Origin of the sequence: Flagellimonas olearia, assembly GCF_009184425.1 — a bacterium.
In the GTDB taxonomy this organism is placed as follows: domain Bacteria; phylum Bacteroidota; class Bacteroidia; order Flavobacteriales; family Flavobacteriaceae; genus Flagellimonas; species Flagellimonas olearia.
Genome location: NZ_WELG01000002.1, coordinates 1,670,356 through 1,696,901 on the forward strand (window position 1 = coordinate 1,670,356; position 26,546 = coordinate 1,696,901).

General features: G+C 43.3%; 25 protein-coding genes. 9 read left to right on the forward strand and 16 right to left on the reverse strand.

All coding sequences use genetic code 11. The features are described 5' to 3' along the window. Window positions 1-5: 5 nt before the first annotated feature. Window positions 6-1,022: a UDP-N-acetylmuramate dehydrogenase gene (gene murB, locus F8C76_RS16890; RefSeq protein ID WP_152132758.1), complete on the reverse strand. Its 1,017-nt coding sequence runs from the start codon at window positions 1,020-1,022 to the stop codon at window positions 6-8. Further along, window positions 1,023-2,213 (reverse strand): pyridoxal phosphate-dependent aminotransferase, encoded by a 1,191-nt coding sequence (locus F8C76_RS16895; RefSeq protein WP_152132759.1) that lies wholly within the window; start codon window positions 2,211-2,213, stop codon window positions 1,023-1,025. A gap of 151 nt (window positions 2,214-2,364) precedes the next feature. Between F8C76_RS16895 and F8C76_RS16900 the strand changes: the two genes are divergently transcribed. Then, the gene (locus F8C76_RS16900) at window positions 2,365-3,705 is read left to right on the forward strand and encodes a PDZ domain-containing protein (protein ID WP_249042446.1); all 1,341 of its coding nucleotides are present in this window, start codon (window positions 2,365-2,367) and stop codon (window positions 3,703-3,705) included. A gap of 60 nt (window positions 3,706-3,765) precedes the next feature. Here the strand turns inward: F8C76_RS16900 and F8C76_RS16905 are convergent, their stop codons facing one another. After that, window positions 3,766-4,152 (reverse strand): DUF1573 domain-containing protein, encoded by a 387-nt coding sequence (locus F8C76_RS16905; RefSeq protein ID WP_129656084.1) that lies wholly within the window; start codon window positions 4,150-4,152, stop codon window positions 3,766-3,768. Window positions 4,153-4,352: 200 nt separating this feature from the next. Here F8C76_RS16905 and F8C76_RS16910 point away from each other — a divergent pair, with 200 nt between their 5' ends. Both F8C76_RS16910 and F8C76_RS16915 read left to right on the forward strand, forming a co-directional pair. After that, window positions 4,353-6,983, forward strand: coding sequence for a valine--tRNA ligase (locus F8C76_RS16910; protein ID WP_152132760.1), 2,631 nt, complete (start codon window positions 4,353-4,355; stop codon window positions 6,981-6,983). An 85-nt stretch (window positions 6,984-7,068) separates the two neighbouring features. Further along, complete coding sequence (locus F8C76_RS16915; protein ID WP_152132762.1) at window positions 7,069-8,334, forward strand: sterol desaturase family protein; 1,266 nt, start codon at window positions 7,069-7,071, stop codon at window positions 8,332-8,334. Here the strand turns inward: F8C76_RS16915 and F8C76_RS16920 are convergent. Genes F8C76_RS16920 through rsfS form a run of 6 tightly spaced genes read right to left on the reverse strand, consistent with a single transcriptional unit; the run spans window position 8,331 to window position 13,040 of the window. Continuing rightward, a complete protein-coding gene (locus tag F8C76_RS16920; RefSeq protein WP_152132763.1) occupies window positions 8,331-8,594 on the reverse strand; it encodes an acyl-CoA-binding protein in 264 nt (87 codons plus the stop codon). The genes F8C76_RS16915 and F8C76_RS16920 overlap by 4 nt on opposite strands. Next, window positions 8,587-9,252 carry a phosphatidylserine decarboxylase family protein gene (locus tag F8C76_RS16925; protein WP_152132764.1) on the reverse strand — a complete coding sequence of 222 codons (666 nt, stop codon included), beginning with the start codon at window positions 9,250-9,252 and terminating at the stop codon, window positions 8,587-8,589. The genes F8C76_RS16920 and F8C76_RS16925 overlap by 8 nt, the downstream gene beginning before the upstream one ends. Beyond that, entirely contained in the window at window positions 9,242-10,045 is an 804-nt protein-coding gene (locus F8C76_RS16930) for a phosphatidate cytidylyltransferase (protein WP_152132766.1), read from the reverse strand. Before F8C76_RS16930 ends, F8C76_RS16925 begins: the two co-directional genes overlap by 11 nt. Window positions 10,046-10,049: 4 nt before the next feature. Further along, a complete protein-coding gene (locus tag F8C76_RS16935) occupies window positions 10,050-10,658 on the reverse strand; it encodes an LUD domain-containing protein (RefSeq protein ID WP_129656090.1) in 609 nt (202 codons plus the stop codon). A 45-nt stretch (window positions 10,659-10,703) separates the two neighbouring features. After that, a complete protein-coding gene (gene ftsH / locus F8C76_RS16940; RefSeq protein ID WP_129656091.1) occupies window positions 10,704-12,656 on the reverse strand; it encodes an ATP-dependent zinc metalloprotease FtsH in 1,953 nt (650 codons plus the stop codon). A gap of 6 nt (window positions 12,657-12,662) precedes the next feature. After that, window positions 12,663-13,040 carry a ribosome silencing factor gene (gene rsfS / locus F8C76_RS16945; protein ID WP_116217494.1) on the reverse strand — a complete coding sequence of 126 codons (378 nt, stop codon included), beginning with the start codon at window positions 13,038-13,040 and terminating at the stop codon, window positions 12,663-12,665. Window positions 13,041-13,122: 82 nt separating this feature from the next. Here rsfS and F8C76_RS16950 point away from each other — a divergent pair, with 82 nt between their 5' ends. After that, window positions 13,123-13,866, forward strand: coding sequence for a biotin--[acetyl-CoA-carboxylase] ligase (locus F8C76_RS16950; protein WP_152132767.1), 744 nt, complete (start codon window positions 13,123-13,125; stop codon window positions 13,864-13,866). Here the strand turns inward: F8C76_RS16950 and F8C76_RS16955 are convergent. Together F8C76_RS16955 and pyrE are read right to left on the reverse strand one after the other, a co-directional pair. Continuing rightward, window positions 13,860-14,258, reverse strand: a complete 399-nt coding sequence (locus tag F8C76_RS16955) for an SRPBCC family protein (RefSeq protein ID WP_152132921.1) — start codon at window positions 14,256-14,258, stop codon at window positions 13,860-13,862. The two genes, F8C76_RS16950 and F8C76_RS16955, sit on opposite strands and share 7 nt — an antisense overlap. A gap of 8 nt (window positions 14,259-14,266) precedes the next feature. Further along, window positions 14,267-14,905, reverse strand: coding sequence for an orotate phosphoribosyltransferase (gene pyrE, locus F8C76_RS16960; RefSeq protein ID WP_152132768.1), 639 nt, complete (start codon window positions 14,903-14,905; stop codon window positions 14,267-14,269). A gap of 7 nt (window positions 14,906-14,912) precedes the next feature. Here pyrE and F8C76_RS16965 point away from each other — a divergent pair, with 7 nt between their 5' ends. Beyond that, complete coding sequence (locus F8C76_RS16965; protein WP_129656094.1) at window positions 14,913-15,512, forward strand: NUDIX hydrolase; 600 nt, start codon at window positions 14,913-14,915, stop codon at window positions 15,510-15,512. Here the strand turns inward: F8C76_RS16965 and F8C76_RS16970 are convergent. From F8C76_RS16970 to F8C76_RS16990, 5 genes are all read right to left on the reverse strand, one after another. Continuing rightward, on the reverse strand, window positions 15,509-17,317 hold the full coding sequence (locus tag F8C76_RS16970; RefSeq protein WP_249042447.1) for a M14 family metallopeptidase: 1,809 nt from the start codon (window positions 17,315-17,317) through the stop codon (window positions 15,509-15,511). The two genes, F8C76_RS16965 and F8C76_RS16970, sit on opposite strands and share 4 nt — an antisense overlap. A gap of 42 nt (window positions 17,318-17,359) precedes the next feature. Next, window positions 17,360-17,773 (reverse strand): response regulator, encoded by a 414-nt coding sequence (locus tag F8C76_RS16975; RefSeq protein ID WP_242502217.1) that lies wholly within the window; start codon window positions 17,771-17,773, stop codon window positions 17,360-17,362. Beyond that, window positions 17,760-19,595 carry a PAS domain-containing sensor histidine kinase gene (locus F8C76_RS16980; protein ID WP_249042448.1) on the reverse strand — a complete coding sequence of 612 codons (1,836 nt, stop codon included), beginning with the start codon at window positions 19,593-19,595 and terminating at the stop codon, window positions 17,760-17,762. The genes F8C76_RS16975 and F8C76_RS16980 overlap by 14 nt, the downstream gene beginning before the upstream one ends. A 202-nt stretch (window positions 19,596-19,797) precedes the next feature. Further along, window positions 19,798-20,253 carry a pantetheine-phosphate adenylyltransferase gene (coaD, locus tag F8C76_RS16985; protein ID WP_129656096.1) on the reverse strand — a complete coding sequence of 152 codons (456 nt, stop codon included), beginning with the start codon at window positions 20,251-20,253 and terminating at the stop codon, window positions 19,798-19,800. Window positions 20,254-20,285: 32 nt separating this feature from the next. After that, window positions 20,286-21,260 carry a D-alanine--D-alanine ligase gene (locus F8C76_RS16990; protein ID WP_152132770.1) on the reverse strand — a complete coding sequence of 325 codons (975 nt, stop codon included), beginning with the start codon at window positions 21,258-21,260 and terminating at the stop codon, window positions 20,286-20,288. A 78-nt stretch (window positions 21,261-21,338) separates the two neighbouring features. Between F8C76_RS16990 and F8C76_RS16995 the strand changes: the two genes are divergently transcribed. The 4 genes from F8C76_RS16995 (at window position 21,339) to F8C76_RS17010 (ending at window position 26,526) form a co-directional block, all read left to right on the forward strand. Next, a complete protein-coding gene (locus tag F8C76_RS16995; RefSeq protein WP_116217501.1) occupies window positions 21,339-21,926 on the forward strand; it encodes a PASTA domain-containing protein in 588 nt (195 codons plus the stop codon). 2 nt (window positions 21,927-21,928) lie between these two features. Then, a complete protein-coding gene (locus F8C76_RS17000) occupies window positions 21,929-22,957 on the forward strand; it encodes an RluA family pseudouridine synthase (protein ID WP_152132771.1) in 1,029 nt (342 codons plus the stop codon). A gap of 88 nt (window positions 22,958-23,045) precedes the next feature. Next, window positions 23,046-23,807 carry a peroxide stress protein YaaA gene (gene yaaA, locus F8C76_RS17005; protein WP_152132772.1) on the forward strand — a complete coding sequence of 254 codons (762 nt, stop codon included), beginning with the start codon at window positions 23,046-23,048 and terminating at the stop codon, window positions 23,805-23,807. A 172-nt stretch (window positions 23,808-23,979) separates the two neighbouring features. After that, window positions 23,980-26,526, forward strand: coding sequence for a phosphoenolpyruvate carboxylase (locus F8C76_RS17010; RefSeq protein ID WP_152132773.1), 2,547 nt, complete (start codon window positions 23,980-23,982; stop codon window positions 26,524-26,526). Window positions 26,527-26,546: the final 20 nt, after the last annotated feature.

Genomic DNA, 26,546 nt, shown 5'->3' on the forward strand with positions numbered 1-26,546 from the left:
AGGGGTTATTTGATGATATTGACCTCTGGCTGAATCTTGATGTTGAATTTTTGGGCCACTTCTTTTTGGATCCGTTGGGACAAATTCAAAATATCGGTGCCAGTGGCATTTCCGTAGTTTACCAAAACAAGGGCTTGCTTTTCATGGACCCCGGCATCATCGAATCGTTTTCCTTTAAAGCCTGCTTGCTCAATAAGCCAACCTGCCGGAATCTTAAATTCTTCTTCACCCACCTCGTAATGCGGAGCGTCAGGATGTTTCTTGATGAACTTTTCAAAAGCCTTTTTTGATATGACCGGATTTTTAAAGAAACTCCCACTGTTTCCCAATACTGCGGGGTCTGGCAGTTTACTTTGCCTTATGGCAATGACCGCATCGGAGACATCCCTAATGGTGGGATAAACAATACCATTTTTTTTCAATTCAGCCTCAATGGCCCCATACCCTGTGTGCAGGACATGGTCTTTTTTGGTCAGTTTTAAATGTACCGAGGTAATAATGTATTGGTCCTTGGCCTCATTCTTGAAAATGGAATCCCGATACCCAAATTTGCAGGCTTCATTATCGAAACTTATCAGTTCCCCGGTTTTTATCTCCATGGCGGTACAACTCACAAAGACATCCTTGAGTTCTACACCATATGCACCAATGTTCTGTATGGGAGCGGTGCCTGTGTTGCCCGGAATCAGGGATAGGTTTTCCAGTCCACCATAGCCTTTTTCCAAGGTCCATTGCACCAATCCATGCCAGTTTTCACCGGCCATGACCTTTATTTCAACTTCATTTTGGTTTTCCTCAACAATGGTGATGCCCTTAAGGTTGATGTGTATCACAAGCGCATCGATATCCTTGGTAAGCAACATATTGCTTCCTCCGCTGATGATGAACTTTTTGGGATAGGATTTCAACTCCAATACTTTTTGGAGCTGTACCAAGCCGGTAATTTCAACAAAATAGCGGGCCTTCACATCAATACCAAAGGTATTGTAGGCCTTAAGGGATATGTTTTCCTGAATGTTCACCTAATTGTTGTACACTTTAAGGGCTTTGCCCAATATCTGGACCGCCTTTACAAGTTGGTCTTTTTCCAGCACATAGGCAATCCTTATTTGGTTTTTTCCCAATCCCGGGGTGGCATAGAATCCAGCCGCAGGGGCCACCATGACCGTATTGCCATCCATTTCAAATTTTTCTAGCAACCACTGCGCAAAATCATCGGCATCGGCAATGGGGAGTTCCACCACACAATAAAAGGCACCTTGTGGGACGGCCACTTTTACCCCTTCCAGTTTTCGAAGCTCTGAGATCAAGATATCACGTCGCGACGCGTATTCAACAATGACCTCATCAAAATAGGATTGCGGTGTCTCCAAGGCAGCTTCACTGGCTATTTGCGCAAATGTTGGTGGTGAAAGTCGGGCTTGGGCAAATTTAAGGGCGGTTTGGATCACCTCCTTGTTTTTGGATACCAAACAACCTATCCGGGCTCCACACATGCTGTAACGCTTGGAAACGGAATCGACCACAATGGCATGGTCTTCAAGACCTTCTTCCTGTAAAATGGAATGGTGTTGTCTGCCTTCATAGGCAAATTCCCGATATACCTCATCCGCTATGAGGAACAGGTTGTGTTTTTTTACCAATGCGGCCAGTTGCTGTATTTCTTCCTTACTGTACAAGTATCCCGTTGGGTTGCCAGGGTTACAGATGAGAATGGCCTTGGTTTTTTCCGAGATCAGTTTTTCAAAATCGGCAATAGGGGGGAGGGCAAAATTATTTTCCAAGGTGGAAACGATCGGTACTACTTTGACGCCCATGGCCGTTGCAAATCCGTTGTAATTGGCATAGAACGGTTCTGGGATAATGATTTCATCATTGGTGTCCATGATACTTCCCATGGCAAACGAAAGTGCTTCGGAACCTCCAGTGGTCACAATAATGTCCTTGGCGGTGACATGAATGTCTTTCTTGTCATAGTAAGCGGCAATTTTTTCCCGATAGACTTCGGAACCCTCCGTCATGCTATAGGCCAATACCTCCACGGTATGGTTGCGCACGGCATCCAGGGCCACTTTTGGAGTCTTAATGTCCGGTTGCCCAATGTTGAGGTGAATCACATGGGTTCCTCTTTTCTTGGCGGCCTCTGCATACGGGACCAATTTACGGATTGGGGAGGCGGGCATATGCCTCCCTTTTTCAGAGATACTTGGCATGTACTGATATTTTAAGCAAAAATGCTAAAACCCACACTCGTAAACAACAGATTGGACCATTATTTATGCGGTTATTGGAATGTTAAATACGACCGGTTGTCTTGGATAATTTTGTATATTCCATAAGGATAACCCTTTAGAAGTAAGGAAATTGAAAAAAGGACTATACTTTTTTGTGCTTCTTTTTGTTGTGGCGCCCCTTTTGGTTTCGGCCCAAAAGTTTAAAATGCCCAGACATAAGAAATTCCAGAAAGTTAAGTTTGAACTGATCAATAACCTTATCATAATCCCTGTGCAGATCAATGGATCCGATCTTACCTTTGTTTTGGATTCTGGGGTGAGCAAACCCATTCTTTTCAATCTTTCCGGTCAAGATTCCATTTCCATCAACAATGTTTCCGAAGTGACCATCAGGGGATTGGGAGATGGTGAACCTATGAAAGCATTGAGTTCCATGGGGAACGTGTTCAGTTTGGGGGATGCGGAGAATTATTCACAGGATCTATATGTGGTTTTGGATAAGGGAATCAATTTCTCACCTTCATTGGGTATTCCTGTGCATGGTATTTTGGGGTTTGAGCTCTTCAGGGATTTTGTTGTTGAAATCAATTATGGGGCAAAGTATATCAAGCTCCATAATCCTGAGCATTATGTACACAGGCAGGGCAAAAAAGCCCAAACCTTGCCATTATCCATTATAAAAAGAAAGGCCTACGTGGAAGGGACTGTTCTGATTAAGGATTCCGAGAACATTCCAGTAAAACTGCTTGTGGATACGGGAAGCAGCGATGCACTTTGGTTGTTCCATCAACCTGAAAAGGGCTTGGAAATCCCTGAGAAAAATTACGAGGATTATCTGGGAAGAGGGTTAAGCGGTGATATTTTTGGAAGACGAACCAAGGTAAATGGAGTAAAAATTGGGAATTTTGAACTTAAGGAAGCGAAGGCGGCTTTTCCCTATCGCGAGTTTTTTGGACTTATCGAGAATTTGGGGGATCGAAACGGCTCGGTTGGGGGTGAAATATTAAAACGCTTCAATTTTGTGTTTGATTATATGAACGGTGAGGTGACTATTAAGAAGAACGGAAACTTCCGTGAACCTTTCCAATACAATCTAGCTGGAATTGAACTTCAGCACAATGGATTGCGGTACATAGCGGAAAGCATAGCCGGTATGGATGGCGTAGTGCGGGATGAGAGCGATTCTTCCTTTGGTAATGTGCAAATCTTACTGGAAAACAAAACCCAACTAAGTCTAGTTCCTGAAATTATCGTTTCTGGTATACGGGCGGGAAGCCCTGCCGCAGAGGCTGGACTGCGTGAAGGTGATGTGATATTGGCGGTAAATGGTAGACGAATTCATCAGTATAAACTCCAAGAAGTGTTGAAAATGCTCAATGAAAAGGAGGGAAAGCGTGTTCGTGTGCTGATTGAACGTTACAATAAGGATCTGTTATTTTCTTTTGTCCTCAAAAAAGTCTTTGACGATTAAAAACAAAAAACCTCGAAAAATGACTTCTTCGAGGTTTGTAGTACTATAATTTTCTTTTTTCTATTTGGCTCCCTCAGCCTTTACCGTACCTTTTATCTTAAGAATTTTGGTAGGTGTGTCCGCATTGGAGGTTACCGTAATTGCTTTTCTAATGGGGCCAACCCTATTAGTATCATATTTTACTTGGATTTGACCGGTTTTACCGGGCAAAATGGGATCTTCAGGTTTTTTGGGAATGGTACATCCACAGCTAGATCGTACATTGCTGATTACCAATGGAACAGAACCTGTGTTGGTAAATTCAAACACACGAACCCCATCACTTCCTTTGGCAATTTCACCATAATCGATGGTCTCGCTCTTAAACTCGATTTTTGCTGTTCCTTCTTGGGCATAAATTCCTAGTGAAAGAAGACCAACAAACAACAGAAGTACAGTTTTTTTCATTTTTTTTGGTTTTGGGTGGATTTCAAATGTAACTGATTCGTCAGCTGCATCCAAAATTCTTTTGTTATGTAATAACGTTACTTATTTTTGTTTCGTATTTCAAGATTGGTCATCATTCAAGGAATAGCATAAAATTAACATGGTGCTTACCGTATATTTGAACCAATCCTTAGCCTTAATTACAAAAACTGTACCGAAAAATGGAGATTCCATCAAAATATGAGCCCAATAGGGTTGAAGCGAACTGGTATGACTACTGGATGAAACACGATTTCTTCAGTTCAAAACCAGATGAAAGAGAGCCCTACACCATAGTTATTCCCCCACCCAATGTTACTGGGGTGTTGCATATGGGGCATATGCTGAACAATACCCTGCAGGATGTTCTTATCCGAAGGGCAAGGCTTTTGGGGAAAAATGCCTGCTGGGTGCCCGGTATGGACCATGCTTCCATTGCCACGGAAGCTAAAGTTGTGGCAAAATTGAAAGAAGAAGGAATCAACAAGGCCAACCTTTCCAGGGAAGAATTCCTGAAGCATGCCTGGGATTGGACCAATGAGTATGGAGGAGTTATTCTTCAACAATTGAAGAAATTGGGCTGTTCCTGTGATTGGGACCGCACCAAGTTCACCATGGATGACGATATGTCAGCCTCCGTGATCAAAGTTTTTGTAGACCTGTACAATAAAGGTCTCATTTACAGAGGATATCGTATGGTGAATTGGGACCCGGAAGCCAAGACCACTTTATCCGATGAAGAGGTGATTTATGAAGAGCGACAGGGAAATCTATACTATTTGGTGTATGCCATTGAAGGTTCCGATGAAAAAGTAATCATTGCAACCACCCGGCCGGAGACCATTTTGGGGGATACCGCTATCTGTATCAACCCCAATGATGAAAGATACCACCATTTGAAAGGTAAAAAGGCCATTGTGCCCATCTGTAACCGGGTCATTCCCATTATTGAGGATGAATATGTGGATATTGAGTTCGGTACCGGGTGCCTAAAAGTGACCCCGGCCCACGATGAGAACGATAAAAATCTGGGGGACAAGCACAACTTGGATGTTGTTGACATCTTTAATGAAGATGCTACCTTGAATTCCTTCGGAATGCATTACGAGGGAAAAGACCGTTTTGTGGTGCGGAAAGAAATTTCCAAAGAACTGGAAGAAAAGGGCTTTTTGGTCAAGACCGAACAGCACTTGAACAAAGTAGGGACTTCGGAACGGACCAAAGCGGTAATTGAGCCCAGATTGTCCGATCAGTGGTTCCTGAAAATGGAGGAATTGGCAAAACCAGCCCTAGATGGCGTTTTGAAAACCAATGATATCAAGTTTTATCCCAAAAAATTTGAAAATACCTATCGCCATTGGATGGAAGGTATCCGCGATTGGAACATTTCCCGTCAATTGTGGTGGGGCCAACAGATACCAGCCTATTATTATGGGGATGGTCAGGATGATTTTGTGGTGGCCGAAAGCAGGGAAGAAGCCTTGAAAATGGCCAAATCCAAAAATCCAAAAATCCAGGAATCCGACTTACGCCAAGACCCCGATGTTCTGGATACCTGGTTTTCTTCTTGGTTATGGCCCATGAGTGTTTTTGGGGGTATTTTGGAACCTGACAATGAGGAGATCAACTACTATTACCCCACCAATGATTTGGTGACCGCACCTGACATTATATTCTTTTGGGTGGCCAGGATGATCATGTCCGGATACCATTACAAGGGCAAAAGGCCTTTTGAAAATGTTTATTTCACCGGACTTGTCCGAGACAAGCAGCGTAGAAAAATGTCCAAGCAATTGGGAAATTCTCCAGATGCCTTGAAACTTATTGAAGATTTTGGGGCCGATGGTGTCCGTGTGGGACTGTTGTTGAGCTCATCTGCAGGGAACGATATCATGTTTGATGAAGCCCTCTGCCAACAAGGCGCCAACTTTGCCAATAAAATCTGGAATGCGTTTCGTTTGATAAAAGGATGGGAGGTTGCAGATATAGAACAACCCGAAGCTTCAAAGATTGGAATAGCATGGTATACGTCCAAATTGAACCAGACGTTAGCGGAAATTGAAGATCATTTTTCCAAATATCGAATTTCAGATGCCTTGATGGCCATTTACAAATTGGTGTGGGACGATTTCTGTTCTTGGTTGCTCGAAATTGTTAAGCCGGCCTACCAACAACCTATTGACCAAACTACGTTTGATGCGGTTATCCATCTGTTTGAGGAGAACCTGAAACTACTGCACCCTTTTATGCCGTTCTTGACCGAGGAGGTATGGCAGCACATTGCAGAGCGAACCCCGGAGAATGCATTAATGGTGTCCAATTGGCCTGAGGTGGGTAGTACCGATACAGCATTGATTGCGGATTTTGAGTTTGCCACGGAAGTGATTTCAGGGGTGCGGACTATCCGAAAGGAAAAGAACATCCCCCAGAAGGATGCCTTGGAGTTGTTCATGCTCAATGCTGAAAAAATAAGTGATCAGATGGATGCCATCATCATGAAATTGGCGAATCTTTCAAAATTTGAAACTGTGGACTCCAGCTTGGAAGGTGCCTTGACCTTTAGGGTGAAAAGTAACGAATACTTTATCCCTATGAGTGGTGCAATTGACGTGGAGGCCGAAATAGAGAAAATCAATGAGGAGTTGAAATATACCCGAGGATTTCTACAATCGGTACAAAAGAAATTGGGGAACGAACGTTTTGTGAACAATGCCCCTGAACAGGTGGTGGCCATTGAACGTAAAAAAGCCGCCGATGCCGAGGCCAAGATCGAGACTTTGGAGAAAAGCTTGGCGAGTTTGGGAAATTCCTAAGTTTAGTAGGGACTTTTACGGTTTCCATCCCCAATTTGTCAATCGGTTGGGGATGAGTGTTTTACTTTTTCATATATTTAGTACTATGGAATCGTATGCCACTGCCTTGTTGTATGCCATACCTTTTTTTGTGGGGTTGGTACTTTTTGAAGTCCTTTATGGATATTTCGCCAAAAAGCAGATGCACAATGTCATGGACACCGTGAGCAGTCTTAGCTCCGGACTTACCAATGTGGTAAAAGATTCCCTGGGGTTGGGAGTCATTATTATCAGTTACCCGTTTTTATTGGAACATTTGGCCCTTACCGAGATCAAGACTACTTGGCTGGTTTGGGTAGTGGCTTTTGTTGTACTGGATTTTGCAGGGTATTGGAACCATAGGCTGAGCCATCATATCAACTTTTTTTGGAATCAGCATGTCATCCATCATAGCAGTGAGGAGTTCAATCTCGCCTGCGCCTTGCGGCAACCTATTTCCAATCTGTTGGGATATTACGCCCTTTTATTGATTCCTGCAGCCCTTTTGGGTGTTCCCAACGAGGTTATCGCCATTTTGGCCCCTATCCATCTGTTTGCCCAATTTTGGTACCACACCCAGTATGTGGGTAAGATGGGTTGGTTGGAGTATATTATTGTGACCCCATCGCAGCATAGGGTACACCATGCCATCAATAAGGAATATATAGACAAAAACCTTGGTCAGATTTTTTGTGTCTGGGATCGTATGTTCGGGACTTTTCAGGAAGAAATGGATGATGTGCCGCCACAATACGGGGTATTGAAACCTGCCCATACCTGGAATCCGGTCATCATCAATTTTCAGCATTTATGGCGATTGATAAAGGATGCATGGCGGACCAAGAACTATTGGGACAAGCTTAGGATTTGGTTTATGCCCACGGGGTGGCGTCCTTCAGATGTTAAGGAAAGGTATCCTGTGGAGATTATTGAGGATGTGTATAATTTTGAAAAATACAGACCAGAAGCTTCCAAGGCCTTAAAGGGGTATGCCATTTTCCAAATGGTGGCAACCACTGCCTTGATGCTTTTTATGTTCTACAACTATTCTGCAATAGGCTTTGACGGACTATTGCTATTCGGAGCTTTTGTCTTTGTGGGGGTCTATGGCTACACGACATTGATGGATCGTAAACACTACGCCATTTGGATCGAGGTGATTCGAAGTGTGTTGGGGTTGGCCCTTATTTATGGTACGCAGGATTGGTTTGGGATAAATGCCTACGCTTCTTTAGGGAGTCTTATGGTGGCGCTGTACTTTATCGTTACCATTTGTGGGGCGGTATACTTCACCTATGTTGAAAAAAGCTATTCTACTCCTTTGGTGTCCTAAAGTTTTTTTACTTCAGATTCCACTAGGGCGATATAGTTTTCCATAGCCTCTTTTACAGTGATGTTTTGTGCCTGAAAAAGGGCATTGGCCTTAAAGGCATTGATCAAAGGGGTTCTACTCCCAGGGTTATCAAAATTTTTGTTGGCTACCTTAAAGTAAGCGTACAATTTCAATAATAAGTCGGCAGGTATAGGTTCTGTGTACCCATTTACATAGGCCACTGCCTCATCAAAACGGGTATGTAGTTCCTCATCAATCATCTTGCTTGCGTATTGAGGCGATACACGTTTTGGCCCCGATTACTTTCTGTCCTAGTTTAACTGTAATGTTGCAGTCCAAAGGTAGTAGCAAGTCTACGCGGGAGCCAAACTTAATGAACCCGGCATCCTGTCCTTGGGTTACCTGCTCTCCTTCCTCAGCATAGTTTACGATACGTCTGGCCATGGCCCCGGCAATCTGTCGGTACCCTATTTCGCCCAATTTTGGGGTATGGAGTACCACGGTGGTGCGTTCGTTTTCAGTGCTGGATTTTGGGTGCCAGGCTACCAAATATTTACCGGGATGGTACTTGGAGTAGGTAATGGTACCGCTGGAAGGGTAACGGGTTACATGCACATTTACTGGTGACATGAAGATAGAGACCTGCCTCCGTTTTTCCTTAAAATATTCGGGTTCATCCACTTCCTCAATAACTACCACTTTGCCGTCCACTGGGGCTAAAATGTCATCAAAGTTTGGGGTGACCAAACGTTTTGGGTTTCTAAAAAACTGTAATATGGCAATGAGTAAGACAAGAGCTATTATCTGTATGGTTAACCGAAGCCATTCCACTCCAACATAAAACTGGGCGGTAAGAATTGCAGCGACCACGATAAAAAAAGTAACGATGATAATTTTTTGTCCCTCTTTATGAAACATAGGAAAAGATATTAAGTACTAAATATGCAAAAGGGGCTGCAAATACAAGACTGTCCAAACGATCCCAAATACCTCCGTGGCCCGGTAGAATGGCCCCGCTGTCCTTTACGCCTGCCACACGCTTGAACTTGGACTCCAAAAGGTCTCCCAGACTTCCTGCGACCACAATTACCGTGGCCAGGACCATCCACTGCACAACAGTTAGTTTAGTTTCGTAGAACGACAAAATGTAAGCTGCCGCCAGTGCAAAAATAAGACCTCCAATAGAACCTTCAATGGTTTTTTTTGGAGAAACTGAAGGAAATAGTTTGGTACGGCCCAAAGTGCGCCCTGTTAAATAGGCAAATGTGTCATTGACCCAAATCAAAATAAAGATTCCGGTAATGAGAAATTGGGCAAAATCATCTTCCTTGTAGGGTATCATGGTGAGAAAGATGCATCCACCGCCAATGTAGAGTACCGCGATGATGAACTTTTGTAATTCGGTAAATTTCCTGTCTTTTTTGGAAAAGAGGAACATGAGCAGGGCCATGTCCACCGTGATGGTCAGTAGCATTAAAATAGTGATCAAGGTACTGTCCTGGACCAAATAGATAAATGCCCACCATAATGCCAAATAGGCCACGAAAATATAATATCCCTTTAAGCGGACAATTCTCTTGAACTCGGCCAAGCAGGCCAGACCAAAAGCCATAAAGAGAAAATCAAAAGCATCAGAACTTAAAAAAACCGCCCCCAATAGAAACACCACGTAGATGATTCCCGTTATGGAACGCTTGAGGATTTCTTTCATGTAATCAGTAGTCTTCTAAAAGCAAAAGATAGACATTTTTTGAGGCACTTCCATAGGAAAGAAAATCATCTTTGTTTTCCGGGGTGGGTTGGAAGTGCTTGAGTGTGGTAATATTGTTTGGGATATTTTTGCCGTATTTTTCCTTAATAATCTTCAGTGCCTCGCTAATGGAATCCACCAATTGACTCGTAGTGCCGAAGACGATTAGATTGGAAGGGAGTTCGTCCAACTTCTTTTCCTTGATTTGGTTGGAACATACCAAGATAGATCCGTTGTGGGCCACCAAATGTTCGCAGGTAGTGAAGAAAATATCACTTTCCTGTCTGTTTTCGGTAAAGGCTATCTTTTCCGAAGAAAAGCGGGTTTCCAGCCGAGGGTCAAGACTGTAAAAAAGATGGTTTTGCCAATCGTTTTCGGAGATGATGCTCTTCAGGGCTTCGGATATTTCTGAAAAATCTTCACAGTAAATAAACTTGCCCCCATTTTTCTTGAAGTAGATGGTGAACTTTTCATCCACGGGAATTTTTAGATCGGGCATATGGTCCCCACGGGTTTCCACGGTTTCCTTTGAAACCTTTTTGCCTCCTCCAAAAAGTTTGCTAAAAACTCCCATTTATTTAGTTCGAATACATTCTACTTCAATAGTTGTCAATTGGTGTTACTTAACGGGTTCTGGTTCCAACTCCTCTTCTTCTTTTTCAAAGGGGCGTCTTCCAAAAATCTTTTCCAAATCGTCCTTAAAGATAACTTCTTTGTCCAAAAGTCTTTCTGCCAGTTCGGTAAGTTTGTCCTTGTTGTCTTGCAACAATTTAATGGCTCTTTGGTACTGCTCTTCAATCATTTTGGATATTTCCAAGTCAATTTTTTGGGCAGTTTCCTCACTGTACGGTTTGGTGAATCCATATTCGTTCTGGCCAGAGGAGTCGTAATAGGTGATATTTCCCAACTCATCATTAAGACCGTAAATGGTAACCATGGCCCTAGCTTGTTTGGTCACTTTCTCCAAATCGCTCAAAGCTCCAGTGGATATTTTGTTGAAGATAACCTTTTCAGCGGCCCTACCACCCATGGTAGCACACATTTCATCCAACATCTGCTCGGGACGCACAATGAGTCGCTCTTCTGGCAAATACCATGCGGCCCCTAAGGATTGTCCCCTTGGAACAATGGTTACTTTCACCAAAGGCGCTGCGTGTTCCAACATCCAGCTTACCGTTGCGTGGCCAGCTTCGTGGAAGGCAATGGTCTTTTTCTCTTCTGGAGTGATAATTTTGTTTTTCTTTTCCAATCCGCCCACAATTCGGTCCACGGCATCCAAGAAATCTTGTTTGGTAACCGCTTTTTTCTCTTTTCGAGCAGCGATCAGGGCAGCTTCGTTGCAGACGTTGGCAATATCGGCCCCTGAGAATCCTGGAGTTTGTTTTGCCAAGAAGTCCAAGTCCAAGGTCTCAGCCGTTTTAATGGGTCTAAGGTGTACCTCGAAGATTTCTTTACGCTCATTAAGGTCCGGAAGGTCAACATAAATCTGACGGTCAAAACGTCCGGCACGCATCAAAGCTTTGTCCAAGACATCGGCCCGGTTTGTGGCAGCCAGTACAATAACGTTGGTATTGGTGCCAAAACCATCCATTTCGGTCAAGAGCTGGTTCAGTGTATTTTCACGTTCGTCATTGGAGCCGGTGAAATTGTTCTTTCCACGCGCTCTACCAATGGCATCGATTTCATCAATAAAAATGATGGCTGGGGATTTGTCCTTCGCCTGTTTGAAGAGGTCACGGACACGTGACGCCCCAACACCCACGAACATTTCCACAAAGTCGGAACCGGATAGGGAGAAGAAGGGCACTTTGGCCTCTCCTGCAACCGCCTTGGCCAAAAGGGTCTTACCAGTCCCCGGAGGTCCTACCAAGAGAGCACCTTTCGGAATCTTGCCTCCCAGTGAGGTGTATTTGTCAGGATTTTTGAGGAATTCCACAATTTCCTGTACTTCTTCCTTGGCACCTTCCAATCCGGCCACATCCTTAAAGGAAGTTCGGGTATCTGTTTTTTCGTCGAAAAGCTTTGCTTTGGATTTCCCAATGTTGAAAATCTGTCCGCCAGCACCGCCGCTTGCACCACCTGACATCCTACGCATCAGGTAAATCCATATTCCTATGATCAATGCAAAGGGGAGTAGGGATAGCAGTAGTTCGCCCAATACGTTGGATTCCGTGTCGAACTCAACTATGGTATCGAGATTGTTTTCTTTCTTGATTTCGGTGATTTCGTTTTGGAAAATTTGCAGGTCACCGTAGTCCAATACATACTGGGGCACCAAGCCGGCCGATGGGAACAACGGTTTTTCCGCTACTCCTTTATGGACGTCTTTTTTAAGGGCTTCCTCCGTAAGGAAAACTTTTGCCTGACGGGTATTGGTAATGATGATGATCTTGGAGATATCACCGTTTCGCAAGTATTCCTGTAATTCGGACGTAGTGGTTTTTTCGGTATTGGAGAAACTGCTTCCGCCAAAAAATTGAAAGCCTATGATCAGTGCAATGACCACACCATAGATCCACCACGAACTGAAACGAGGTTTTTTAGGGGTATTTGAATTGTTTTCGTTTGCCATTTTTTTTTAAGAATTGTAGCTGCTCTCCACCATGGTGACTTTGGCATCTCCCCAAAGTCCTTCAATATCATAGAATTCCCTGATGTGTTTTTGAAATACATGCACCACAACATTCACATAGTCCATCAGTACCCATTCTGCGTTTTCAGAACCTTCAACATGCCATGGTTTGTCATGGATGGCTTTGCTAACGGTTTTTTGGATAGAGGAAACAATTGCGTTTACATGCGTGTTGGAAGTACCATTGCAGATGATGAAGTAGTCGCAGACCGTATTTTCGATTTCCCTAAGATCAAGTAGATTTATGTCAACACCTTTAACTTCTTCAATCCCGTGTAAAATCAAGGCAATCAGTTCATCTGCGCTGGTTTTCGTTTTCTGCATTCAAAAATTTTAGTTTTTACAAAGTTATATTTTTTTTGTTTTCTTAGCCTTAGATTTTAACATATCATAAAGGCGTACCACATTGGGAGAACAATCACGGATAATCAAACTTGATGCCACGGACTCCACAAATCAGTATTTAAAGGATTTGTTGCAGACCAAAAATGCTACGGATTTTACCGTGGTCGTTGCCAAAAAACAGCTTAAAGGGAGAGGGCAAATGGGGGCAACTTGGCAATCTGAAGGAGGTAAAAACCTAACATTCAGTGTTTTAAAGGGTTTTAATTCTTTTTCATCAGAACGTCAGTTTAATTTGAACATAGCAGTGTCCTTGGCCGTTTGTGATGTTCTGAACGCCATGGATCTTCCCAATGTCAGGGTGAAATGGCCCAACGACATTCTGTCAGGTTCATCAAAAATATGTGGCATTTTAATTGAAAATATTCTTAAAGGGCAGGGTATCCAACATTCCATTATCGGGATTGGTCTCAATGTAAATCAAACTTCTTTTGATAATTTGGGGAAAGTGGCATCCATGCATACCATTAGTGGACGTTTTTTTGACTTGGATGAGCTGTTGCATCTGATTTTGGAAAGCATACAAGGTCGTTTATCCGATATTGAAAACAAAACCATTGCCGAACTCCTTCCTGAGTACGAACAGCATTTATTCCGAAAAGACAAACCCTCCACGTTTAGCAATGGCCAAGGGGAGAGGTTTATGGGCTTTATCCGGGGTGTTTCGGAAACAGGAAAACTTGTCCTGGAGTTGGAGGACCATATTTTTAAAGAGTACGATCTAAAAGAAGTAACCTTGCTTTATTGACCTATTTTGTCCAAGTTGGAAGATAGGGTCTGCATGAAGTTGGTGATGGGCGATTTGATCATCATGGCCATCATGGCATTGAACTCGCCTTCAAAATTGAGGGCTACTTCACTTTCATGGTCACCCAATGCGGTAATATCACCAGTCAAGGTGAACGGTAATTTGTCGCTGGCAGCTCCCAAAACCACTTTTTCATGAGGGATTTGCTCCTTCAACCTTAGTGTGATTTCAGGCATGCCCTTAAGGGCAAACTTGAAGGTTTTCTCATCCAAGACCTCAAATTTGTCAATATTACTGGGCATCAAGGTCTCAAAATTTTTGATGTCGGAAAGAAAATCAAAAACTTCCTTGCCACTTTTGGCCACTTTCTTCTTAGGGACTTCAATGTGCATTTTCTGGCTTATTTCCATTGCTGTGGATCTATCCTCCACTGCAATAAGGTTTTTAATTGTGATTCTTTGATGTAGTGTGTTTCGGAGGCTTGTTCTATAAGGTGATCATAGTCGGACAGGGTGTGCAGTTCCACATCTTCCTTTTCAAAGTTATCCGTGGCTACGGGAAAACCATAGGTAAAAATGGCTACCATACCTTTTACATGGGCACCTTGTTCTTTCAAGGCCTTTACTGCATTGAGGCTGCTTTTTCCCGTACTGATCAAGTCTTCAATGACCACTACATTCTGACCGTGTTCCAGATATCCCTCAATTTGGTTTTGCCTTCCGTGGGATTTGGGTTCTGGTCTTACATAGATGAAAGGAAGGCCCAAGGCTTCGGCCACCAAAATGCCAATTCCAATGGCGCCTGTGGCCACACCGGCAATCACATCGGGTTTGCCATAGAGGTTTTCAACTTGTTTGGCCATCTCTTCCCGTACAAAATTCCGTATTTCAGGGTAGGAGAGCATGACCCTATTGTCGCAATAAATTGGGGATTTCCACCCAGAAGCCCATGTGAATGGATTTTCGGGTTCCAACTTAATTGCATTAATTTGTAACAGCAGCTCAGCTGTTTTTTTTGCGATTCCCTTATCTAAAACCATTGCGCAAATGTATGAAGTTTTTGTAAATGAATCTCCACTGATTTTAACAAACAAGCGTCCGGATAAATCCAATGGAAGCCTTTTTTCCATGGATGGGGATTCTATTTTGAAGGCTATAGAGAAACTGGCCAAAGGGAAGCTGGACAAAGCGTATCTCTATCATCCCGACGGGGACAAGATCTTAAAAATGTTTCGCCATAAAATCCCTGTGGTGGTGGCTGGTGGGGGATTTGTAGTTAACCCAAAAGGCAAGGTGCTCTTTATCTACAGAAATGGAAAATGGGATTTGCCCAAAGGCAAAGTGGATAAAGGGGAATCTATTGAAAATGCCGCCATTAGGGAGGTTGAGGAGGAAACAGGTGTTTCGGGATTGGCCATTGAGCGGTTTTTGCGAACCACCTACCATATTTTTAAGAGAAATGGGGAGTATCGTTTGAAGGAAACCCATTGGTTTGTAATGTCCACTTCGTTTACGGGCAAGTTGGTCGCTGAAAAATCGGAGGGCATATCCAAAGTAAAATGGAAAGGCCGAAGAAAGACCAAAAAGGCCTTGAAAAACTCCTACGCCAACATTGAAATCTTGTTTGAGGATTGGGAATGGGATTAGTCCCGGTCCAATATTTTTGAGGCTTCGCTGTTTTTTTCAATACGATATACCGGGTAGTTCAGATAGGCATCTTCCAAATATTTGGACTGTTGGAACAACCAATCCAATTGTGCATACCAATTTTCGGAAAATTCTTTATCCAATGCCTTTTTGGCCATAAAATTCTGTCGCAATACGGAGTCCCTCTCCAACATATCCTTGGCAACATCTTCAAAGACATAAGGGGAAAAACCCTCTTTTTGCTGGAGAACCGTATCAAAGAAGTTCCAATTGAAAAAAGAATCCACGCCTTGGGGTTCCAGGGTTTCCAAAATGTACCTGATTCCTGGTTGATGGGTGGGAATGACCACGTCACCCGCATTGAAATGGACTATTTTGGTACAACTGGCCACTTGGGTATTAAAATGGGGGTAATGTCCTTCGTAAGGATTTTTGCGAGTTTCATACTCCAAGATCTTATACCCGTTTACGGTAAGGGAGGTATCCTTGTCAAGTCTAAAATAATGGATGTTATTGGTTTGCAATCGGTCCATGACCTTTTGCCAGCTTTTTTTGACTACGTAGGCATCCGGTACGGCAATGGTATCTTTTGGGTAGTAGTAATTCTGATATACGGTTTCTTTGGTAAAGGGTTTGGTCCGATCGTATTTTAAACGGGGAAGTCCGGTTACCTCGCTCAAGAGACGCTCTGCTTCATACCCTTTGAATTGCAGTGTTGAAGTTTGCGTGGTATCTACCTGCCAAGAGAAATAATACTGCGAAAGTCCAAGGTTTTCCTCTTGGGTCTGTTTTCGCAGCTCCTTGATGGTGTCGTATTGCTTTTCCACCAGCTGCACCAGGCTTTCCATGAGTTGATAGGTGCCTTCCACACGTTGGTCGTAGGGTTTTAGCATATGGGTTTCCACCATAAGCCCAAGGGTGTTCCAAAGGGTGGTGTAGCCTGTGGAGTATCTGGGGTGGTCCATAAACTGGCTAAAACCCATTTCCGGCGGTACGTTGAAAACGTTCACATAAGGGGTGATGTCCCATTCCTTGTCCGCCAAGGATTTTTCCAGTCCGGGCATTAATTCTTTATGGAGGTACTGTCCTAAATGACTCCCCAATTTATTGTGCTGTGTGAACAAATGGGTCAAGGTGTATTGATAATCGGCCCCATTGCTTACGTGATTGTCCACAAAGACATCAGGTTTTACCCTATGGAATATACTGGCAAAACCTTGTGCGTTTTTGGTGTCCATTTTAATGAAGTCCCGGTTCAGGTCGTAGTTGCGGGCATTCCCCCGAAACCCGTATTCCTCGGGGCCGTTTTGGTTGGCCCTTGAGGTTGAATTTCGGTTGAGGGCACCCCCAATGTTGTAAACAGGTATGGTGACCAATACGGTGTTCTTTGGACTGGGCAACACTTTGGTGGCCAAGTCCCTGTACAATAACATGGTGGCGTCAATTCCATCGCTTTCTCCGGGATGAATACCATTATTGATAAGGATAATGGCTTTTTCCTTTCGGACATTCTCCAAGTTAAAATCCCCATCGGGGTTAAAGGTGACCATGTGCAGCGGATAACCACTATCGGTACTGCCTATCGTATGTATGTTGATCTGGGGAAAATCCCGGGCCAATCGCATATAAAATGCAATGGTTTCTTCGTAGGTGGCAGTTTCCTTGCCTTTTGAAGCTTCAAAAAAGGTTTGGTATGAAGTGGCCTCATCCTGTTTTTGGTTTTCACAGGACAGACAGGTGACAAGTAGGGCAAAAAAGACAATATACTTTTGTGCTATGCTAAATTCCTTATTGATCAACACCACTAAAAACACTGTTAGTAAACCTAAAAATACAGAATATTATGGTCACGAAGCCAAATCTATACTTTCCAGGTCCGAAATCTCTATTTTAAAAATAGGCTTGTTCTTGTAGTTGAGGCCATGTGGGCATCTATTTTTGAATTCGCTCCACTTTTGGTAATCCAAGGGATCTATGGATGAGGTGATCATGTTAATGGTAATATGCTCCTTGATATCCATTGAAATGAGCTCTTCCAAAAAATCCCACCCATCCATTATAGGCATGTTGATGTCCAGAAAAATCACTTCTGGAATGTCCTCTCCGTTTTCCAGCCGGTTTTTAAGGGCATCCACCGCTTCCTTTCCATTTTCAAATATTTGGATATCGTCACAGATACAGACGGGTTTTAGCATCTTTTTGATGCCAAAAACAGTTATGGGATCATCGTCCACAATAAACATACTGTTAACTTTCTTCATTAAAATACACATTGAATGTTGTACCCTTATCTACTTCACTTTTTGCGGTAATGCTACCACCCATGGCCTCAATTTGGTTTTTAATGATGTATAATCCAAGCCCACGGGCATCCTTGTTATTATGAAACGTTTTATATAGTCCAAATATTTTGCCACCGTACCGTTCCAGATCAATTCCAAGACCATTGTCTGAAACGCTGAACACCACATGCTTGTCGTGCTTCTTGGCATTGATGGTGATCACTGGATTTCTTTCGGAGCTCCTGTACTTGACTGCATTGGTCAGTAAATTGATGATAATGCTGTCTAAATAGGAGCAACAAGCAGAAACACAAAGGTCTTTGTCAACTTTGTTGATGATTTCTACCTGATTTTTTTCCAAGAGGGCCGACAAACTCTGCTGTACCTTGACAACGTTGTCATGTAGGTTAAGCGGACTCTTTTCAAGATTTACATTGGTATTGATGTCGATGACCTCGTTCAGGTTGTCCAAGGTTTCCAAAAGGCGATTCGAAGCTTGCGAAAGCATTTTCAGGATATGCTCCTTTTCCCTTTCATCATCCTCATTGATGAGGAACTCCAACAACATTGAGAAGTTGGCGGAATGGGACCTTAGATTATGAGAGACGATGTGCGCAAAATTGATTAGTTTTTTGTTCTGTACCGAGGTAATGTTGATAAGGTTCCTCAGTTGGTCCTCTTTTTTCTTGAGGGCCGTAATGTCCATACTGATGCCAATAAGCCCGTTGATTTTGCCTTCACCATCAAAAAGTGGGATTTTGGAAGTTAAGAAGTTGGTGTACTCCCCATCTTTTTTAATACTGATGGTTTCTTTTCCCAAAATAGGTTTTAGGGTGCGTATAACCTGAAGGTCTTCATCCCGTGATGTCTTTGCGACTTCAGGGTCATAGAGGTCAAAATCCGACTTACCGATCATTTCTTCGGGCTTTTTACCCAAATATTCGCATTCTGCCTTGTTGACCAAAATTTTCTTGGAATCCAAGTCCTTTACAAAAATGTTCAAAGGAATATTGTCAATCAAGGTGTGGAGCAATTGCTCATTTTCCCTGGTCTTTGTTTCGGCCATTACCTTATCGTGGATGTCTTGGAAGGTTCCAAACACCTTAACGATCTCGCCATCCTTTTTAATGGGTTTACCCGCAGCTTTGACCCATCGTTCTTCTCCTTTGGCTGTGATAATGGCCAATTTTTGGTTAAAAGGGGTTCCTTGGGTCATTATCTGATGGAACAACATCGAAATTTTATTTCGGGAGTAGCCCTGCTTGTAGAAGGCTATGGCTTCACTTACATCGGGTTGGTAGGATGAAGGTACCTGGTGGATTTTTTTGGTTTCTTCGCTCCAGTACAGCTGTTCGGTTTCCACATTGTATTCCCAATTCCCAACATTTAAGACCTCTGATTGAGCCTGTAACAGGTAATTCGCCCGTTCCAGTTCCAGTTCCTTTTCCACCAATCGTGTGATGTCATCGGTCTGGACTATGGTGCCCATTAAGTTTTCCGTTTCATCAAACCATGGGCAAAAGGTGCTCTCGAACCATTGCTCGGATTGATCTGTGGTTTTGTGGTGTCTTATGGTATGTGATGTACTGTCCTTTAAAGATGCTTGTAGGTCCATGTTTTCGACCATGCCCGAAAACAATTCAAAGATGTTGATGTCCATGCTGGCCTTGGCTTGGATATCAAAAATATCGAGCCATGAATCCGAGGCATCCATCAAAATACCTTTGGTGTCCGCAAAGGCGGTTGCCTTGGGCAACTGCTTTAGCAAATAATGTTGGGCAATTCGTTCAACTGCTTTCAAAGTACGGGGTCGTTAGGGGAACTTCTCGTAATTAAGAAATTTCTGACCAATTTAAAAGTATTGACATTTATCAATAATTATTTGTTGTGAAAACTTCCGAAACTGTTGTTTTCGGGAAAAAAAATAGGGTTTGAAAGTTTTTTTGTGGGAGTTGGATTAGGAAAATCCTCCTAAAACTGTAGGATTTAGTGATAAAGGATTGCTATTTTACCACCACGGTTTCGGGAACCAATCCGGTGTAGTCACCACCGTTTCTAATAACATCCCGGACTATGGATGAGCTTATGTAGGATTTTCCTGAAGAAGTCAATAAAAAGACCGTTTCTATCTCAGAAAGCTTTCTATTGGTATGGGCAATGGCCTTTTCAAATTCAAAATCTGCAGGATTGCGGAGTCCCCTCAATATAAAGTCCGCTCCAATTTTTTTGCAGAAGTCCACAGTAAGGCCCTCGTATGTGAGTACCTTGATCTTGGGCTCGTCCTTAAAGGCCTCTTTGATGAATTGGGTGCGTTCCTCCAAAGAGAACATGTACTTTTTTTCCGCATTGATCCCTATGGCAATGATCAACTCATCGAATAGGGTGATACCCCGTTTGATGATATCGTAATGTCCAAGGGTAAGTGGGTCAAAGGATCCTGGGAAAATAGCGCGCCTCATGATGGGAAAGTTTGCTTAAAAATACAGATTTTCTATCGCAATGCCTCTACAATGGCACTGTCAAATAATTGATCCAATGAAATACCGGCTGTCTTGGCCTGTTGGGGCAAGAGACTTTCTTCCGTGAGTCCGGGAGTGGTGTTTACCTCCAGAAGGTGGGGGACATCCCCGATAAAGATAAACTCGCTCCGGGTATAGCCCTTCATTCCCAAAGTTTTATAGATGAATTCGGCCAAGGCCCTGACATTGGCTTCCTGGGTTTCGGATATTCGGGCCGGGGTGATCTCTTGTGATTTTCCTTGGTATTTGGCCTCATAATCAAAAAAATCATTTTCTGAAATGATTTCCGTAATGGGGAGCACGGTAACGGCATTGTTATAGGTGATCACTCCCACAGAAACTTCGGTGCCGTCCAAAAAGGACTCAATGATTACCTCATCATCTTCCTTAAAAGCTGCGGATAACGCTTTGGTAAGCTCTTCCTTTTGGTACACTTTGGAGACTCCATAACTGCTTCCGGCCCTATTGGCCTTTACAAAACAGGGAAGTCCTACTTTTTCCACAATGGCATCTTCATCGATTTCCTGTCCGTGGTTCACGTAATATGAGGTAGCGCAATGCACGCCATAGGGTTTTAAGGTGCTCAACAGGTCCCGTTTGTTAAAGGTCAAAGCGGACTGATAGTGGTTGCATGAAGTCTGTGGAATCCCCAATAACTCAAAATAGGCTTGGAGCAGTCCATCCTCACCAGGTGTGCCATGAATCGCGTTGAAAACACAGTCGAATACGATTTTCTTCCCTTCAGGTTGAATGCTGAAATCAGCTTTGTCTACAGCAAATTCCTTGTTGGAATCATCCAGATATACCCACTTTTCCTTGGTGATCACAATCCGATAGGAATTGTATCGCTCTGTATCCAAATACTTGTGGACCACGTTACCGCTCTTAATGGAAATGGCGTGTTCACTGGAGTAACCGCCCATGATAATGGCAATGTTTTTTTTCATCAGCTTGTCGAATATCGCGATGCCAAAGTAAAGAAAAAAGCACTGGCTTTCCTATATTTGTCCACATAAGCATATCGCATGAAACATTTTTTTGGATTTTTAAAAAGCAAGACCTTTCTCATACAATTGGGCCTAGCGGTCGTGGCCACAGTGCTTTTGGTTTTTTTGGCGTTGCAATGGCTTAAAAGTACCACTAACCATGGCGAGTTTGTGGAGGTGCCCGATTTTTCCAAAATGTCGGTCATGGATATGCGAAAAGCTGTTGAAGAGGCCGGATTGCGATATCAAGTGTTGGACTCCTCCAACTACAATCCGGATTACCCAAGGTTTTCCATTCTGGATCAAGACCCTCCCGCGGGAAATAAGGTCAAATCCAACCGGAAAATATACTTCACCGTGAATCCATCAGGATATAAAAAGGTGAGTGTTCCGGATATCATCCAAGTCACCCAACGCAATGCCGCCTCCATGTTGAGGGCTGTGGGATTGGATGTGGAACGTGTTACCTATATTGACGAATTGGGCAAGGACATGGTCTACAATATGAAGTTCAAGGGGAAATACGTGAAACCCGGGGACAAGTTGCCCAAGACTTCCAAGGTTGAGCTCATCTGTGGCAATGGAACCATTCCCGGTAGTGCGCGTGTACAAGCAGATTCACAGTAGTCATGGACGATTTGGACAACCAAGAACTTTCACAGGAAGATCTCTTTGAACATCACAGGTTTGTGGCATCGAAGGGGCAGGAACCTCTTCGTGTGGACAAATTTTTAATGAATTTCATTGAAAATGCCACCCGAAACAAAATCCAACAAGCCGCCAAGCAAGGCCATATTTGGGTAAATGGCACCATTGTAAAGCAAAATTATAAGGTGAAGGCAGGGGATGAGGTCAAGGTGATGTTTGAGCACCCCCCGTATGAATTCCTATTGACCCCAGAAGATATTCCCTTGGATATTGTCTATGAAGACGACTCTCTGTTGGTGGTAAACAAACCAGCCGGCATGGTGGTACATCCCGGGCATGGCAACTATTCCGGTACCTTGATCAATGCCTTGGTCCATCACTTTGATAATTTGCCCAATAATAGTTCGGAACGTCCCGGACTGGTGCATCGTATTGACAAGGACACTTCTGGTTTATTGGTCATTGCCAAGACGGAATCGGCTATGACCCATTTGGCCCAACAGTTTTTTGAAAAGTCCAGTGAACGGGAGTATGTGGCTTTGGTATGGGGCAATGTGGAAGAGGATGAAGGCACCGTTGAAGGACATATTGGTCGCAACCCCAAAAACCGACTGCAGATGGTGGTTTTTCCGGAAGGGGATGAAGGCAAGGAGGCCGTGACCCATTACAAGGTACTGGAACGTTTGGGCTATGTTACCTTGATTTCCTGTAAATTGGAAACAGGTCGTACCCATCAGATACGGGTCCATATGAAATACATTGGCCATACACTTTTCAATGATGAGAGGTATGGGGGCGATAAGATTTTGAAAGGAACCACTTTTACCAAGTACAAACAGTTTGTGGAAAACGCCTTCAAGACCCTTCCTAGGCAGGCCCTTCATGCCAAGACCTTGGGTTTTGAGCATCCAAAGACCGGGGAGTTTATGCGTTTTGAATCCGAATTGCCCGAAGACATGGTCAATTGTATAGAGAAATGGCGCGGATATGCCAAGCACCATGAATCATAGGTTACCTCAATCTTAAGATTGATAAACCCCATGGCCGGAAGGCGAAAAAAAGGAAAATCCTCGTTATTTTTACGAAAAATTAATTTCCATGAAAATTGTTATTTCACCGGCCAAGTCGCTTGATTTTGAAACCACTTTGCCTACTTCCCAATATACCCAGCCCCAGTTTTTGGAACAATCCGAAAAGCTGAACGCTATTTTGAAAAAGAAAAAACCCAAGGCGTTATCGCAATTAATGTCCATTTCGGATAAGCTGGCCGAGTTGAACTGGGAACGCAATCAACAATTTTCACCTCCGTTCACCCCGGAGAATGCCAGACCTGCTGTATATGCCTTCAATGGCGATGTTTACCAAGGATTGGATGTTTATGCCCTTTCCGAGGACAAGCTGGATACACTGCAGGATACCTTACGGATTTTATCAGGGCTTTATGGCGTTTTAAGACCTTTGGACCTCATTCAACCTTACCGGTTGGAAATGGGAACCCAATTGAAAGTAGCTCGTAAAAAGAACCTGTACGAGTTCTGGAAAAAGGAACTTACCGATTACTTGAACAGCGAATTGGAAAATAATGAGCTGTTCATCAACCTGGCCAGTAACGAGTATTTTGGTGCGGTGGATGAAAAGAAACTCAAAGTACCGGTCATTACCCCAATCTTTAAAGATTGGAAAAACGATAAGCTAAAGGTCATTAGCTTTTTCGCAAAAAGAGCTCGGGGCTCCATGGTTCGGTATATTATCGACAGCGATGCAAAAACCTTGGAAGACCTCAAAGGTTTTGATTATGATGGCTATACGTTCAGTGCGGAGCACACCCTAAAGGAAAACGAGCCCGTATTTGTGAGATAAGGTTTGTGAGGCCTTGAAAAATTCCTTTTTTTTTGGATGGTCAATCTCCATGTGTTAAGTTTATGGAGCACATCTCCTAAATTGTGATACACCTAAATTTAATCCCAAGGTTTGGCATTTATCACGACCTTTGGGAATTCAATCAAATTAAATAGAAAAACACCGAAACTACATGCAGCAGTCCAAACGGTTAGAAGAATTTAAAAAATCGGTTACCAATAAGTTCAACATCTACAACAGCCTCTTTTTGAGCCTACCCTACAAGGATGTGGAAAATGTGGGGATGCTTATTCCGCTCCTGTTGGATCAATGCGAAAAGGGGTTGAAGGCAGGAAAGGATCCCCAAGAAATCTTGGAGGTCTTTTTTACCAATTTCGCTGGAATCAAGGATGAGCAGGAGCGATTGGATTTGATGTTCCGTATCATCCAATACGTGGAGCGACAGGTAGTATTGTACGATAGTGTTGAGGATTCTGCTTTTCCTGAGCTTCAGAAATACAGCAATTCGTTGACCATTAAGGATTATTTTGAGTTGGTCAATCGGACAAAGAATTGGGACAAGGCCTCCAAAAAACTATCCACCTTCAGTGCAAGGATCGTACTTACGGCCCACCCAACGCAGTTTTATACCCCAGCCGTTTTGGATATCATTGCGGAATTGCGGTCGCTAATAGACAACGACCGGATTTACGATATTGATGTGACCTTGCAGCAATTGGGTCTTACCTCTTTGGTGAATGCCAAGAAACCCACTCCTTTGGATGAGGCCAAAAACATCATATACATTTTACGAAATACCTATTACGATGCGGTTGGAGAGCTATACCAATATGTGAAGCGTAATATTAGGGACGCCGAATTTGAGAATTACAATATTATTAAACTGGGCTTTTGGCCCGGTGGTGACCGTGATGGAAACCCTTACGTGACCGCGGACATTACCCGCAAGGTTGCTGATGAGTTAAGGCTCACCCTAATGAAGTGTTATTACAATGAACTAAAGGATCTAAGAAAAAAGCTGACATTCAAAGGACTTCAAGAAGACATCAACCAGCTTAGTGAAAAGCTGTACAATGCCATGTTCAATGCCGATGTACACATTGGCTATGAAGAGATTATACAAAGTCTTTACAGTATCAGGGAAAAATTGGTGGCAGACTACCACGAACTGTATTTAGATCGTTTGGACCATTTGATAGATAAGGTACACATCTTCAAGACGCATTTTGCCACTTTGGACATCCGTCAGGATCATAGCAAACACAAATTGGTCATAGAAACCATCTTGAAACAGCAGGGCGCTATCAAGGACAATCTTGAAGAGCTTCGGGAAGAGGAATTGGTCCAGTGGTTGCTTCACAAAGACTTGCAGCTCAACCCCAACGATTACGATGAGGAGATAGTTAAGGATACCATTCTAAACATCCAACAGTTAAAGGATATCCAAAAGAAAAATGGTGAAGAAGGTTGCAATCGTTATATTATCAGTAACTCGGAGGATATTTTTGCCGTCTTGTTCGTGTTCGGTCTGTTCCGATGGAGCGGTTGGGATGAAAAGGACATCACTTTTGATATCATCCCCCTATTCGAGACCATGAAAGGAATGGAAGCTTCAGAAGAGGTGATGCAGACCTTGTTCCATATCCCAAAATATAGGGAGCACTTGGAGCGAAGAAATGAGACCCATACCATTATGTTGGGCTTTTCGGACGGTACCAAGGATGGAGGTTACCTTAAGGCCAATTGGTCCATACTCAAGACCAAGGAAACCTTGAGCAAGGTTTGTAAGAAGAATGGAATTAAAGCCATTTTCTTTGATGGTAGGGGAGGGCCACCAGCGCGTGGAGGAGGAAAGACCCATAGGTTCTATGCCGCCCAGACCAAGGATGTGGCCAACCATGAGATTCAACTTACCATTCAAGGGCAGACCATAACCAGTACCTATGGCACCAAAGAGCAGTTCAAACACAATTCAGAACAGTTGCTCACCGCCGGTCTCCGTAACAACCTTTTTGGAAAAGAACATACCATTACGGCGGCGCAGCGTAAATTGATAGAGGAACTTTCAGAATTGAGTTTCAGCAAATACGATGCATTGAAGCAGCATGAAAAGTTCATTCCGTATTTGGAGCACCGTAGTACTTTAAAATATTATACCAAGGCCAATATCGGTAGTAGACCGGGTAAGCGGGGCAATAAGAAACAGCTCACTTTATCCGATTTGCGTGCCATCTCTTTTGTAGGGTCTTGGAGCCAGTTGAAACAAAATGTCCCCGGATATTTTGGATTGGGAACAGCAATCCAACAATTAAAACAGGAGGGAAAACTTAACAAAATCAAGAAATTGTACAAGGAAGTGCCATTTTTTAGGGCGTTGATGCACAACAGTATGATGTCCTTGGCCAAAACCAATTTTGATTTGACCAGCTACATGAAAGAAGATCCTGAGTTTGGTGCATTTTGGGACATTCTGCACAGTGAGTTCCAGTTGTCGCAAAAAATGCTGCTTCAGATTTCAGGACAAAAGATTTTGATGGAGGACGAGGAAGTTTCCAGGGAATCCGTAAAGATCAGGGAAAAGATTGTACTGCCATTATTGGTCATCCAACAAAATGCCTTGTACCATATCACCCAAAACTCGGAATTCAAGGAGTTGTATGAAAAAATAGTGACGCGATCACTATACGGTAACATTAATGCCAGTAGGAACTCGGCCTAAGGGTTAGCCCTTTTTTGAGT

Excerpts from the sequence above, each read along its gene's own strand:
- F8C76_RS16895 (WP_152132759.1), bottom strand. The coding sequence starts at position 2,213 with ATGCCAAGTATCTCTGAAAAAGGGAGGCATATGCCCGCCTCCCCAATC.
- F8C76_RS16905 (WP_129656084.1), bottom strand. The coding sequence starts at position 4,152 with ATGAAAAAAACTGTACTTCTGTTGTTTGTTGGTCTTCTTTCACTAGGA.
- F8C76_RS16910 (WP_152132760.1), top strand. The coding sequence starts at position 4,353 with ATGGAGATTCCATCAAAATATGAGCCCAATAGGGTTGAAGCGAACTGG.
- F8C76_RS16915 (WP_152132762.1), top strand. The coding sequence starts at position 7,069 with ATGGAATCGTATGCCACTGCCTTGTTGTATGCCATACCTTTTTTTGTG.
- F8C76_RS16920 (WP_152132763.1), bottom strand. The coding sequence starts at position 8,594 with ATGATTGATGAGGAACTACATACCCGTTTTGATGAGGCAGTGGCCTAT.
- F8C76_RS16925 (WP_152132764.1), bottom strand. The coding sequence starts at position 9,252 with ATGTTTCATAAAGAGGGACAAAAAATTATCATCGTTACTTTTTTTATC.
- F8C76_RS16930 (WP_152132766.1), bottom strand. The coding sequence starts at position 10,045 with ATGAAAGAAATCCTCAAGCGTTCCATAACGGGAATCATCTACGTGGTG.
- F8C76_RS16935 (WP_129656090.1), bottom strand. The coding sequence starts at position 10,658 with ATGGGAGTTTTTAGCAAACTTTTTGGAGGAGGCAAAAAGGTTTCAAAG.
- ftsH (WP_129656091.1), bottom strand. The coding sequence starts at position 12,656 with ATGGCAAACGAAAACAATTCAAATACCCCTAAAAAACCTCGTTTCAGT.
- rsfS (WP_116217494.1), bottom strand. The coding sequence starts at position 13,040 with ATGCAGAAAACGAAAACCAGCGCAGATGAACTGATTGCCTTGATTTTA.
- F8C76_RS16955 (WP_152132921.1), bottom strand. The coding sequence starts at position 14,258 with ATGCACATTGAAGTCCCTAAGAAGAAAGTGGCCAAAAGTGGCAAGGAA.
- pyrE (WP_152132768.1), bottom strand. The coding sequence starts at position 14,905 with ATGGTTTTAGATAAGGGAATCGCAAAAAAAACAGCTGAGCTGCTGTTA.
- F8C76_RS16965 (WP_129656094.1), top strand. The coding sequence starts at position 14,913 with ATGTATGAAGTTTTTGTAAATGAATCTCCACTGATTTTAACAAACAAG.
- F8C76_RS16975 (WP_242502217.1), bottom strand. The coding sequence starts at position 17,773 with ATGAAGAAAGTTAACAGTATGTTTATTGTGGACGATGATCCCATAACT.
- coaD (WP_129656096.1), bottom strand. The coding sequence starts at position 20,253 with ATGAGGCGCGCTATTTTCCCAGGATCCTTTGACCCACTTACCCTTGGA.
- F8C76_RS16990 (WP_152132770.1), bottom strand. The coding sequence starts at position 21,260 with ATGAAAAAAAACATTGCCATTATCATGGGCGGTTACTCCAGTGAACAC.
- F8C76_RS16995 (WP_116217501.1), top strand. The coding sequence starts at position 21,339 with ATGAAACATTTTTTTGGATTTTTAAAAAGCAAGACCTTTCTCATACAA.
- F8C76_RS17000 (WP_152132771.1), top strand. The coding sequence starts at position 21,929 with ATGGACGATTTGGACAACCAAGAACTTTCACAGGAAGATCTCTTTGAA.
- yaaA (WP_152132772.1), top strand. The coding sequence starts at position 23,046 with ATGAAAATTGTTATTTCACCGGCCAAGTCGCTTGATTTTGAAACCACT.
- F8C76_RS17010 (WP_152132773.1), top strand. The coding sequence starts at position 23,980 with ATGCAGCAGTCCAAACGGTTAGAAGAATTTAAAAAATCGGTTACCAAT.